Below are 11,866 nucleotides of genomic sequence, written 5' to 3'. Positions count from 1 at the left end.
TTTACAGGCGGTTTCCAGTATAGATCACCCCCATGCCGATTGAGATCACACGCCGTGCGACCCGACGCATTCAGGTGGGCAATGTGCCCGTGGGGGATGGTGCGCCCATCACGGTGCAGTCCATGACCAACACGCCCACGGCGGACGTGGACGCCACGGTGGCGCAGATCCACCGCCTGGAGGCGTCCGGATGCGAACTGGTGCGGGTGGCGGTGCCGGACATGGACGCGGCGGCGGCCATCGGCGCCATCAAGGCCCGGATCACCATTCCTTTGATCGCCGACATCCACTTCGACCATCGTTTGGCCATCGCCGCCGCACAGCACGGCGCCGACGCACTGCGCATCAACCCGGGCAACATCGGTGGTCGCAAAAAGGTGGATGAGGTGGTGGCCTGCGCCCGCGACCGGCAACTGCCCATCCGCATCGGCGTCAACAGCGGTTCCCTGGAAAAGGATCTGCTGGCGACCCATGGCGGCGCCACCCCGGCGGCGATGGTGGAGAGCGCCATGGGCCATGTGCGGCTGCTGGAGGACGCGGGCTTCGAGCGGATCAAGATATCCATCAAAGCCTCGGACGTGCCGCGAACGGTGGCCGCCTACCGACTGCTGGCGCAACAGACCGACCACCCGCTGCACCTGGGCATCACCGAAGCCGGCTCCCTCTATGCCGGTGTGGTCAAATCGGCCATGGGCATCGGCATGCTGCTGGCCGAGGGCATCGGTGACACCCTGCGGGTCTCCTTGACCCGCGACTGCGTGGAAGAGGTGCGCGTCGGCTTTGAGATTCTCAAGGCCCTGGACATCCGTCGCCGCGGCCCGGAAATCATCTCCTGTCCCACCTGCGGCCGCTGCGGTATCGACCTGATCGAGGTGGTGGACCAGGTGGAAAAAGCACTGTTGCCCCGCACCGTTCCCATCAAGCTGGCCATCATGGGCTGCGTGGTCAACGGACCGGGAGAAGCGCGCGAGGCGGACATCGGCATCGCCGGCGGCGAAGGCGTGGGCATTCTATTCAAAAAAGGCAAGGTGATCCGCAAAGTGCCCCGCGACCAACTGGTGGCGGTGCTGCTGGCGGAAGTGGACCAGTGGGAAAAGGAAAACGGCGCGGCAACAACCGATGAAAGGAGCTGAACGGCAATGGCTTCCAAAATAAAGACCGCCATCACCCCCACCCGGGAGGCGGATTATCCCGAATGGTATCAACAGGTGGTCAAGGCCTCGGACATGGCCGAGCGCTCCCCGGTGCGCGGCTGCATGGTGATCAAACCCTGGGGATACGCCCTGTGGGAGAACATCCAGCGCGAGCTGGACGACATGTTCAAGGCCACCGGCGTCAAGAACGCCTACTTTCCGCTGTTCATTCCTTTGAGCTTTCTGGAAAAAGAGGCCGAGCACGTGGAGGGGTTCGCCAAGGAGTGCGCCGTGGTGACCCACCACCGACTGGAAAAGGGTCCCGATGGTCGCTTGGTACCCGGCGGACCGTTGGCCGAACCGCTGGTGGTGCGTCCCACCTCGGAAACCATCATCGGCGACGCCTTTTCCAAGTGGATCGCCAGCTACCGGGACCTGCCCCTGCTGATCAATCAATGGGCCAACGTGGTGCGCTGGGAGATGCGTACCCGGATCTTCCTGCGCACCAGCGAATTTCTATGGCAGGAGGGGCACACCGCCCACGCCACGGCCGAGGAGGCCGAAGCGCGCACCGCCCTGATGCTCGACATCTATGCCCGCCTGGCCGAATCCTTCTTGGCCATCCCTGTGATCAAAGGCAGCAAAAGCGCCGCCGAACGCTTCCCGGGCGCCGTGGACACCCAGTGCATCGAAGCCATGATGCAAGATCGCAAAGCATTGCAGGCGGGCACCTCCCATTTCCTGGGCCAGAACTTCGCCAAGGCCTCCAACATCCGTTTCCAGACCGCCGAAGAGGCGGAAGCCTTTGCCTGGACCACCTCCTGGGGCGCATCCACCCGATTGATCGGCGGTGTCATCATGACCCACGGCGATGATGACGGTTTGGTGCTGCCCCCCCGCGTCGCGCCGGCCCAAGTGGTGTTGCTGCCCATCGCCCACAAGCCGGAAGACCGGCAGCAGGTGATGGATTACACTGAGGCATTGGCCGGCGAGTTGCGCCGCGTGACCTACGGCGGACGCCCCTTGCGGGTGGAAACGGACAGCCGGGAAATCGGCGGCGCGCGTAACTGGGAGTGGATCAAACGCGGGGTACCGCTGCGGGTGGAGATCGGCCCGCGGGACATCGCCAACGATGCGGTCTTCGTAGGCCGGCGCGATCTGCCCCACAAACAGAAAAGCGCCCTGCCCCGGGCCCAATTCATTGCCGAGGTGGGACAACTGTTGGATGCCGTGCAGGATCAGATGCTGGCGCGCGCCGTGGCCTTTCGGGAGGCCAACACCCTCGCTGTCGACAGCAAGGCGGATTTTTACGCCTTTTTCACCCCCCGCAACCAGGAGAAGCCGGAAATTCACGGCGGTTTCGCCCTGGCCCACTGGTGCGGCGGCAGCGACTGCGAAGCACGCATCAAGGAAGATTTGACCGTCACCATCCGCTGCATCCCCTTCGATGCCGAGGAAGAAAATGGCCGCTGCATCTGCTGCGGACAACCGAGCCCTCGCCGGGTGGTGTTCGCCAAAGCCTATTAGCGTTTATTGGGTTTTTTGGGTTTGTTGAGTTGATAGGGTTGGGTTTTCGGATTTATATTATGTCTGAGCGAGATGGCAGTTATGATGGATGAACGAAGCGGCGGCATTGATATGATATGATCCGAATCAACGATATCATCGACAAGATCACCGATTACAATCCCGATGCCGATCTGGATCTGATCGACCGCGCCTATGTCTTTTCAGCCAAGGTGCACGACGGGCAGGTGCGGCTTTCGGGAGAACCCTATCTGTCCCACCCGTTGGAAGTGGCCGGCATCCTGGCCGACATGAAGTTGGATGTGGTCAGCGTAGCGGCGGGCCTGTTGCACGATGTGATCGAGGACACCCATGCCACCGCCGAAGAGATCGAAGCCATGTTCGGTCCCGAGGTGCGCCACATCGTCTCGGGCGTCACCAAGTTGAGCACCCTGCCCTTTGGCAGCGACCAGGCCCGGGAAGCGGAGAACATCCGCAAGATGCTGCTGGCCATGGCCGACGACATCCGGGTGGTGTTGATCAAACTGGCCGACCGGATGCACAACATGCGCACCCTGCAGTACCACAGCAACCCGGCCAAACAGCGTAAAATCGCCCGCGAGACGCTGGATATCTATGCCGCCATCGCCGCGCGGCTGGGTATCTTTTGGATCAAGAACGAATTGGAGAACATCGCTTTCAAATACATCCTGCCTGAACAGTATCAATATATCGAAAGCATGGTGGCCAAAGGCAGGGAAGAGCGGGAAAAGTACATCGAAACGGTCAAGACTTACATCCAACGCAAGATGGACGAAAACGACCTGCCCTGCGAGGTGATGGGCCGCTACAAGAATTTCTACAGCATTCACCAGAAAATGGAGCAGCAGCACCTGGAATTCGAAGAAGTCTACGACATCATCGCTTTCCGCATCATCCTGGACACCATCCCCCAATGCTATGAAGCATTGGGTCTTGTCCACGCCCTGTGGAAACCCATCGCCAAGAAGTTTAAAGACTACATCGCCATGCCCAAGCCCAACATGTACCAATCACTGCACACCACGGTGATCGGGCCCTATGGCGAACGCATCGAAATCCAGATCCGCACCCGGGATATGGACCAGGTGGCCAAATCGGGCATCGCCGCCCACTGGAGCTACAAAGAAGGACGCACCGAAGATCCCAAAACCGCCCAGGCGTTCGCCTGGGTGCAAAACATTGTCGAAAACCAGGCCAACATCAAGGATCCGGACGAATTTCTGGAAAATGTCCGCATCGACCTGTTTCCCGATGATGTCTATGTCTTCACCCCCAAAGGGGAAATCAAGTCCCTGCCCAAAGGCGCCACGCCGGTGGATTTCGCCTATGCCATCCATTCGGAGGTGGGGGACCAGTGCGTGGGCGCCAAGGTCAACGGCCGCATGGTGCCCCTCAAGTACGAGCTGCAGACCGGCGAAAGCGTGGCCGTCATCACGCAGAAAGGCCACCACCCCAGCAAGGACTGGCTCAGCTTTGCCAAAACGGTCAAGGCGCGCTCCAAGATCCGGCAATGGATCAAGACACAGGAAAAAGAGCGCAGTCTGGCACTGGGTCAGGAGATGTGCGAAAAGGCGTTCCGCAAGGTACGTCTCAATTTCAACACCCTCGCCAAATCGCCGGAGATGGAAAAGGCGGTGACCTCCTTCGGCCTCAAAACGGTGGAGGACCTGATCATCGCCATCGGCTACGGCAAGATCACGCCTTTGCAGCTGGTGCGCAAATTGATGCCCAAGGCGGACGAAGAGAGCGAACACCAGTCCCTGCTCAACAAACTGATGGGCCGGGTGCGCAAAAAGAAGCTCGGCAGCGGCGTGGTGGTCAAAGGGGTGGACGACATCATGGTGCGTTTCGGCAAGTGCTGCCAGCCGGTACCCGGCGACAACATCGTCGGCTACATCACAAGGGGCTTCGGGGTCACCGTGCACCGCGCCGGATGCGTAAACGCCCGCAAAACCAATCCCGAACGGCTCATCGAAGTCGAGTGGGACCTGTCCGCCCGGGAATCGTTCCCCGTCAAAATCAAGATTCGCTCCATGGACCGCATGGGGTTGCTTGCCGATGTGGCGGCCACCATCAACAAGGCCGGGGCCAACATCATCAGCGCCAACACCCAGACGGGCGAAAGCAAAATGGTGTCCAGCTACTTCACCCTGTCGGTGGCGGACACCGAGCAGTTGGACCAAGTGCTGGCCGGTCTACGCAAGATCAAGAACGTTCTGGATGTCGAGCGGGTGAGTTAAGGCCGGAAATTCAATTGCTCGACTTGGAAAAGGTGATCGCCACGGCATGGTAGCGGACCCGCGCCACCGTGCCCCGCAATGCCACCTGCCCTCCTTTTTTCCTGAACGGAATGGTCAACACCACTTCCTGGCCCGCCTTGGGCATCTTTTCCGGCGGCAATTCCACCAGCGCCCCACCCAAGCTCAAATCGCGCAACATGCCCCGAAAATGGATGTTGCGTCCTGCAACACCCACTGTGAAGGCACACCGTTTTCTTTCGTGAAGCCTTCTCTCCCCGAATACCAAAGGATTGGCGGCCTCGGCCGCCTCCGCCTGGATCATAGCCATCACCTTCCTCCCGATTTTGCCTCTTTTTCATCTATTGATCACAGTGCCAGAAGAACGACCGGAATGCAACCGTCTTCGCGCGATGGTCACAGGTGTTCGAGCAGCACCGCAGCATCCGATCAACCCACTGTTTTATCGATATTTTCAACACAAAGCGCAAAGGAACCGGCCGCCGTCACTGCATCACCGGTCGATTTTTCCGATATCGGTTCAGGTTTTTCGAAGGTGGAATGTAGGGCTTCCCTGCTTGCCGGTTTCGACCGTTGTGGCGTAGGTTCGACCCGGCTGTAAAATCCTGCCGCCCCGGGCCTCCGTCACGGTCCCGGCGGGGTGGGCATTCATCTGTTTCACAACCCATTTTCAAAAGCCACCAGGAGGTGACATCGATGCGCAGAAAACATGTATTGCTAACCGCAATGGCCCTGATCGTACTGGCCTTGACGCTGACCACGGGCTGCGAACCCCAGCAAGAAACCAAGGATTGCGTGGTCATGCTGGGCGATTCCATTTTCGCCCTGTCGGGAGAAGAAACCAAGGCCCTGGAAGCACTGTCCGGCGAAACTTATCGGCAATACTACATCAGCGGCGCCCAGATGACCGGTGGTTTGCTTGTCGACACCATCCCCAAACAGTATAACAAGGCCATCGCCGAAGGCCCCATCCGCACCGTGATTCTCGATGGCGGGGGCAACGATGTGCTGATCGGCGCACAACGCGACTGCAGCACCTCTTACGGCACCAATCTGAGCAGGGCCTGCCATCAAGTGATCGACAACGTGGCGGCGGTGACCCGCACGATGTTAGACAAGATGGTGGCCGACGGGGTCGAAAACATCGTGTGGCAGGGCTACTATTACACGGACAACGACCAATTGTGGCAGGTGCTGGAGGTTTCCACCGAAAGGGCCATCGCCGATATGCAACGGTTTCAGGCGGAGCACCCGCAGATCAAGGCGATCTATGTGGACGTAAGACCCTACTTCGACAAAAACAATGCCCGCCGTTACACCACCTGGGACGGCATTCATCCCACCAAGGCCACCAGTGAAACCCTGGCCGATGTGTTGTGGGAAGCCATGGTGCGCAACGACATCGAGCAGGGTGTCTCCTGCGACGGTTTCAATCCCGGCAACGGTGATGGCGGCTGCAATTAGCCCCTTGATATCAGATCCGGGCGGACGCCGTGATGGCCGACGCCCGGGTCGCCACCCAGCTGATCGGTCAGTGCGACAATCCAACCCCCTTCGCCGTTTCCAACCCCTTGGACACGGATCAACGCCATCCCCGTCCGTCCCCCTTTTGTCCCGCTACCGGTTGACAGCCCCCCAAAGGTGTGTAGTAAGCTGATGACAACAAACATCATGACGGCTTAACGGTTCGTGTCTCCTTAGCCGCCGGTCTTCCTCGACCTCTTGCAACTGCCGCCGCGCTTGTTCCCAACCGGCTGCCCCATGGCTTTCGCCGATCGACGTGCTGTTAAGTGTCGCTGCAACCCTTCTTCGATCCAAACCCCGCAACCAAGGGAGGTGGTCATGATTGTCGTGGGTGAACTGATCAACACCAGCCGTCGCTCCATTGCTGAAGCCGTCCGCTCGGGCGATCGGGAGCGCATCCAGGCCGTCGCCCGCGCCCAGGCCGAGGCCGGCGCCGCCTTTATCGATGTCAATGCCGGCACTTTCGTCGAAAAGGAAACCGATTATCTGTTGTGGCTGGTGGAAACGGTCCAGGCGGTCACCCGGCAGCCTTTGTGCCTCGACAGCCCCAATCCGGCCGCCCTGGACAAAGCCATGGCCGTTCACCAGGGAGTGCCCATGATCAACTCCATCTCCCTGGAGCCCGAACGCTATGAGGCCATGCTGCCCCTGGTGCTCGACCGGCCCTGTAAAGTGGTGGCGCTGTGCATGGGACAAACCGCCATGCCGACAACCGCCGCCGAGCGCATGGCGGCGGCCGACGAGCTGATCGGCCGTCTGACCGCCGCCGGCAAACCGGTCGGGGATATTTTCGTAGACCCTCTGATTCAGCCGGTATCCGTGGATACCCAAATGGGGCGCGCCGCCCTGGAGGCCATCGCCGGCATCAAGGGCAACCACCCGTCGGTGAACACCATCTGCGGCCTGTCCAACATTTCTTTCGGCCTGCCGGAACGCAAACGGATCAATCGCAGCTTCCTGGCCCTGGCCATGCACGCCGGTCTCGATGCCGCCATTCTCGACCCCACCGACCCACAACTGCGGGCCTCCCGTCTCACCACCGCGATGGTGCTGGGCGAAGACCCCTACTGCGAGGCGTTCATCGAGGCCTATGAACAGGGATGGCTGGCGTAAAGGTGTGCAACGCGTCGCTCAACCTTCAAAACCATCTTGCAACGGAGGTTTCATGTCATTCGAAACATTGTCGCAAACAGTGATCAAGGGCGATATGCAGGCAGCGGCCGAGCTGACCCGAAAAGCATTGGACGACGGTGCCGATGCCCAGCAGATTCTGGATCAGGGTCTGATCGCCGCCATGGACGTGGTGGGCCGGAAGTTTGCCGAAGGCGCCATGTTCGTTCCCCAGATGTTGCGTTCGGCCAAAACCATGCAGCAGTGCGTGGAGGTGCTCAAACCCCATTTTCAGGGCGCGGGCATGACCACCAAAGGCACCATCATCCTCGGTACGGTCAAGGGGGACCTGCATGACATCGGGAAAAACCTGGTGGCCATGATGCTCGAAGGGGCCGGCTTCCGGATCGTCGATCTGGGTGTGGATGTATCCCCCGCCGCCTTCGTGGAGGCCGTGGCCAAGGAAAACGGACAGATTGTGGGCATGTCGGCCCTGCTGTCCACCACCATGCCGGCCATGGCCGAAACGATCACCGCCTTGACCACGGCCGGTCATCGCGAGACGGTCAAGATCATGATCGGTGGTGCACCGGTGACCGCCGACTACGCCACCAGTGTCGGTGCCGATTGCTACGCCCCCGATGCGGGCAGCGCGGTCACGGAAGCCAAGCGGCTGCTCGATGTGTAGCATCTTGCGACACCCGTCGGCGCCTCTATCCAACCGTAACCCGGAAACCCCCACAGGAGGACCCCATGCAACTGCCCACGGTGCCCACGCACCAGCCCCGGCTCAAGGTTTTCGATCGCCGGCAAGCCCTGGCCGTCCACAGTGCGGCCTTGGAAATATTGGAAAAATTCGGCGTCCAAATGGCCCACGCCGGCGCCCGCGATTTGCTGCTGGCCAACGGCGCCCGGCTCTATGACGAATACTGGGTGCGCATACCGGCCCACATGGCAGAAGCGGCCCTGCGCAGCGCACCGCGCCAGATCCTGCTTTACAACCAAATGGGCGAACGGGCCATGGCCCTGCGGGACGATCATTTCTACTTCGGCACCGGTTCGGACACCACCTTCACCCTCGACCTGGAAAGCGGCCAGCGCCGCCCCTGCGTGCTGGCGGACACCGGACGCTTCGCCCGTCTGGTGGATGCCTTGCCCAATCTCAGCTTCGCCATGTCCATGAGCAACCCCCGGGATGTGCCCAATATGGACTTCATTTATGTGCAGGCCTTTGCCGAAATGGTGCGCAACACCAACAAACCGATGGTCTTCATCGCCGACCGCCTCGAGGACATGGCACTGATCCACCAGATCGCATGTGCCGTGGCCGGTGGCGAGGAAGCCCTGCGCCGCAAGCCGTTCCTGCTCAACTACTCGGAAGCCATCAGCCCGCTGCGCTTTCCCGAAAACGTGGTCGACAAACTGATCTTCTGCGCCCGCAAGGAGGTCCCCATCTGCCTGCCCTCCGGCTCCAACGCCGGCGGTGGCGCCCCCATCACCCTGGCCGGCGCCATGGCCCTGGGTATTGCCGAAAACCTGGCCGGCCTGGTGATCCATCAGCTTACGCAACCCGGCGCCCCCTTTCTGTTCGGTCCCAATGTGAGCGCCCTCGACATGAAGTCGGCGGTGGTCTCCTACGGCTGCCCCGAATGGAGCCTGACCCAGGCGGCCCTGGCGGACATGCGCGACGAGCTGTACGGTTTGCCCATCTGGTCCTTTGCCGGCGCCACCGATGCCAAAACCGTGGATGCCCAGGCCGGCGCCGAAGCGATGTTCTCCATCACCACCGCCATGTTGTCGCGCTGCAACCTGATCCACGATGTGGGCTATCTGGAGTACGGCAGCACCTCCTCGTTGGAAATGGTCACCCTGGCCGACGAGCTGATCGGCATGGCACGCCACTTTACCGCCGGCATTCCGGTCAACCCCGCCACTCTGGCGCTGGACGCCCTGGAAAGGGTCAAGGATGCCGGTGCCAAGGGCATCTTTCTAACCGACGACCACACCTTCGACCATTTCGAATCGGCGCTGTTCCTGCCGGATCTGTTGGACCGCTCGCGCTACGACACCTGGCAGGCCGCAGGTGGCCCCGATCTTTACCGCCGCAGCAACGACAAGGTGCGCCGCATCCTTGCCGAGCACAACCCGGCACCGGAAAAGGAGGCCGCACTGCTGCAACAAATCAACCAACTGTTGGAGGCCGCCCGATAAAATGCCGCTTCCCGCCCCAGACATGCCGATATCCGATCCGTTGCTGACAATGGAACAGCTCGCGGCCATCGATGCCGCCGGGCGCGAGATCCTCGAGCGTACCGGTCTGCGCATCAGCGACCCGATGGTACGGCGGCGCCTGGCCGACAGCGGGGCCACCGTGGACAGCACCGGCGAAACGGTGCGCATGCCGCACGACTGGTTGAAAACGCGACTGGCCGATGCGCCACGGCAAATCACCCTCTGCGGCCGTGACCCGGATAAAGACTTGGTGCTGGGCGGCGGCCGGGTGCATTTCGGCAACGGTGGACGCGTGTTTCAAATTCTGGAGACCGCCACCCGCCGCATGCGACCCACCGTGCTGGCGGACATCGCCCGCGCCGCCTGCCTGGTGGACCAGCTGCCGCACCTGCAATTTTTCATCATCCCCTGCCAGGCCCACGATCTGCCGGCGGCCCACTATCACCTGAACGATTTTTTCCAGGCTTTCAACAACACGGCCAAGCATGTCATGGGCGGTTGCGATACCGTATCCGGCGCCCGTCAGATGCACGCCCTGGCGGCCGCCATCGCCGGCGACGCGGAGAAACTGCGGCAGCGGCCTTTTGTCTCGGTGATCACCAACCCCATCAGTCCATTGACCCTGGACGCGGGCACCCTGGCGATCATCGATTTCTGCGCCGGCCGGGGCGTCCCCCTGACCTGCGCGCCGGCCCCCATGGCCGGCGCCACCGCCCCGGTGACCCTGGCCGGCACGTTGGTCCAACTGCACGCCGAAGCATTGGGCGCCGTGGCGGTCATCCAGGCGCTGCACCCCGGCGCACCGGTGCTCTATGGTGCGGTTCCCTCCACCATGGATCTGCGCCGCATGAACCTGGCCATCGGCTCGGTGGAAACGGCCATGCTCAACGGTGCGGCCGTTGCCCTGGCCCATCGGCATCAGCTGCCCATTTATGCTTCGGCCGGACTCACCGACGCCAAGGTGCCCGACGCCCAAGCCGGCGGCGAAAAGATGCTCTCCTACCTGTTGGTGGCCCGAGCCGGGGCCGATTACATCCATCTGGCGGCCGGCATGCTGGACTCCGGCAATGCCATCGCCTTCGAACAGTTTCTCATCGATCACGAAATGATCGGCATGATCCAACGCCTGCGCCAGGGCATCGATGTGACCCCGGCCACCCTGGCGGTGGAGGAGATCGTGGCGACGGGGCCGGGGGGCAACTATGTGCTGGCGGACCACACCGTCAACCACATGATGACGCAACACTTCTACCCGCAGCACAGCGTCCGCATGCCCTACGACCTGTGGACCCGTGAAGGAGAGCCGACCCTCGTCTCCCGCAGCCGCGACCAGGTCCGGACCATGCTGGCCAACCGTCGAGACCGATTGGACGCTGTTTGCCGCAACCAAATCGATAAGCAATTTCCCGAAATCAGGCACATTGAAATTGAAGAAAACCAACGGACATGAGCGGCGTGGGCCGCTTGCGGTCACCATCGATGCGGACCATCCCCTGATCGCCTGCGACGTATTTCGCAGCGCCTTGCAGCATTTGGGGGTGGACCGGCCGGATGAAAGCGGCAACATCATCTACCTGCCCGCCCATCTGCACCTGCGGCCGCACAAACTGCGTGACCAACTCCAACAGTGCATCGCCTGCCGCAGCACGGATCGTCAACCCGCCGGCTGTCTTTTCGGGCAGTGCTGTCCGGATATCGACCAACTGCTGCAACCGCGCGGCATCGACCGCATTGCCTGCGGCCACTGCTACGAAATCTTGCTCGGCCGGACGGCCTACCGCCGTTTAATGGATCGACAGCCCGGCACCTTTTTTCTGGAAAAGGAGGTGATCCTCAATTTCGATGTTTTGTGCCGCACGCCGCTGGAGCTTGACGATCCACAAATTCGCGCCTGGACCTTCGAACACTACCGACAAACCGTCTACATTCGCCAGCCCCGGGACCCCGATCTAACGGCGCGGGCACAGTGGATCGCCGATTTTTTGTCCTTGCCGTTGCTCGTGCTGGATGCCGATTACGACGACCTGATCGCTTTTCTGAAACAACACCAAAACGGCTGAC

Annotated in this window: 10 protein-coding genes; 9 read left to right on the top strand and 1 reads right to left on the bottom strand. The window is 61.3% G+C overall.

Annotated elements, in window-relative coordinates:
* Positions 1-32 precede the first annotated feature (32 nt).
* The 3 genes from ispG to MRX98_RS07445 all read left to right on the top strand — a co-directional run bounded on the left by ispG (position 33) and on the right by MRX98_RS07445 (position 4,921).
* Positions 33-1,133 (top strand): flavodoxin-dependent (E)-4-hydroxy-3-methylbut-2-enyl-diphosphate synthase, encoded by a 1,101-nt coding sequence (gene ispG, locus MRX98_RS07455; RefSeq protein ID WP_281432250.1) that lies wholly within the window; start codon positions 33-35, stop codon positions 1,131-1,133.
* A 6-nt stretch (positions 1,134-1,139) separates the two neighbouring features.
* The gene (proS, locus tag MRX98_RS07450; protein ID WP_246904679.1) at positions 1,140-2,660 is read left to right on the top strand and encodes a proline--tRNA ligase; all 1,521 of its coding nucleotides are present in this window, start codon (positions 1,140-1,142) and stop codon (positions 2,658-2,660) included.
* A 116-nt stretch (positions 2,661-2,776) separates the two neighbouring features.
* Positions 2,777-4,921 carry a RelA/SpoT family protein gene (locus MRX98_RS07445; protein ID WP_246904676.1) on the top strand — a complete coding sequence of 715 codons (2,145 nt, stop codon included), beginning with the start codon at positions 2,777-2,779 and terminating at the stop codon, positions 4,919-4,921.
* 10 nt (positions 4,922-4,931) lie between these two features.
* On the opposite strand, the gene MRX98_RS07440 is transcribed toward MRX98_RS07445, so the two are convergent.
* Positions 4,932-5,249 (bottom strand): PilZ domain-containing protein, encoded by a 318-nt coding sequence (locus MRX98_RS07440; protein WP_246904673.1) that lies wholly within the window; start codon positions 5,247-5,249, stop codon positions 4,932-4,934.
* Positions 5,250-5,635: 386 nt separating this feature from the next.
* On the opposite strand from MRX98_RS07440, the gene MRX98_RS07435 reads away from it, so the two are divergent.
* The 6 genes from MRX98_RS07435 to MRX98_RS07410 all read left to right on the top strand — a co-directional run bounded on the left by MRX98_RS07435 (position 5,636) and on the right by MRX98_RS07410 (position 11,865).
* Positions 5,636-6,403, top strand: a complete 768-nt coding sequence (locus MRX98_RS07435; protein WP_246904671.1) for an SGNH/GDSL hydrolase family protein — start codon at positions 5,636-5,638, stop codon at positions 6,401-6,403.
* A 378-nt stretch (positions 6,404-6,781) separates the two neighbouring features.
* Positions 6,782-7,576 carry a dihydropteroate synthase gene (locus MRX98_RS07430; RefSeq protein WP_246904668.1) on the top strand — a complete coding sequence of 265 codons (795 nt, stop codon included), beginning with the start codon at positions 6,782-6,784 and terminating at the stop codon, positions 7,574-7,576.
* Positions 7,577-7,628: 52 nt separating this feature from the next.
* Positions 7,629-8,261: a corrinoid protein gene (locus tag MRX98_RS07425; protein ID WP_246904666.1), complete on the top strand. Its 633-nt coding sequence runs from the start codon at positions 7,629-7,631 to the stop codon at positions 8,259-8,261.
* A 65-nt stretch (positions 8,262-8,326) separates the two neighbouring features.
* A complete protein-coding gene (locus MRX98_RS07420; RefSeq protein ID WP_246904663.1) occupies positions 8,327-9,784 on the top strand; it encodes a trimethylamine methyltransferase family protein in 1,458 nt (485 codons plus the stop codon).
* Between the two features lies 1 nt (position 9,785).
* Positions 9,786-11,255, top strand: a complete 1,470-nt coding sequence (locus MRX98_RS07415) for a trimethylamine methyltransferase family protein (RefSeq protein ID WP_246904650.1) — start codon at positions 9,786-9,788, stop codon at positions 11,253-11,255.
* Positions 11,233-11,865 carry a DUF1638 domain-containing protein gene (locus MRX98_RS07410; RefSeq protein ID WP_246904645.1) on the top strand — a complete coding sequence of 211 codons (633 nt, stop codon included), beginning with the start codon at positions 11,233-11,235 and terminating at the stop codon, positions 11,863-11,865. Before MRX98_RS07415 ends, MRX98_RS07410 begins: the two co-directional genes overlap by 23 nt.
* Position 11,866 lies beyond the last annotated feature (1 nt).

The organism is Desulfatitalea alkaliphila (assembly GCF_022968795.1).
GTDB classification, from domain to species: Bacteria; Desulfobacterota; Desulfobacteria; order Desulfobacterales; family Desulfosarcinaceae; genus Desulfatitalea; species Desulfatitalea alkaliphila.
The sequence above is the reverse complement of the archived record's forward strand: the minus strand, read 5'-3'. Positions and strand labels throughout refer to the sequence as shown.

Bases quoted from the DNA above. Each gene is read 5' to 3' on its own strand.
- ispG (WP_281432250.1), top strand. From the start codon at position 33: ATGCCGATTGAGATCACACGCCGTGCGACCCGACGCATTCAGGTGGGC.
- proS (WP_246904679.1), top strand. From the start codon at position 1,140: ATGGCTTCCAAAATAAAGACCGCCATCACCCCCACCCGGGAGGCGGAT.
- MRX98_RS07445 (WP_246904676.1), top strand. From the start codon at position 2,777: ATGATCCGAATCAACGATATCATCGACAAGATCACCGATTACAATCCC.
- MRX98_RS07440 (WP_246904673.1), bottom strand. From the start codon at position 5,249: ATGGCTATGATCCAGGCGGAGGCGGCCGAGGCCGCCAATCCTTTGGTA.
- MRX98_RS07435 (WP_246904671.1), top strand. From the start codon at position 5,636: ATGCGCAGAAAACATGTATTGCTAACCGCAATGGCCCTGATCGTACTG.
- MRX98_RS07430 (WP_246904668.1), top strand. From the start codon at position 6,782: ATGATTGTCGTGGGTGAACTGATCAACACCAGCCGTCGCTCCATTGCT.
- MRX98_RS07425 (WP_246904666.1), top strand. From the start codon at position 7,629: ATGTCATTCGAAACATTGTCGCAAACAGTGATCAAGGGCGATATGCAG.
- MRX98_RS07420 (WP_246904663.1), top strand. From the start codon at position 8,327: ATGCAACTGCCCACGGTGCCCACGCACCAGCCCCGGCTCAAGGTTTTC.
- MRX98_RS07415 (WP_246904650.1), top strand. From the start codon at position 9,786: ATGCCGCTTCCCGCCCCAGACATGCCGATATCCGATCCGTTGCTGACA.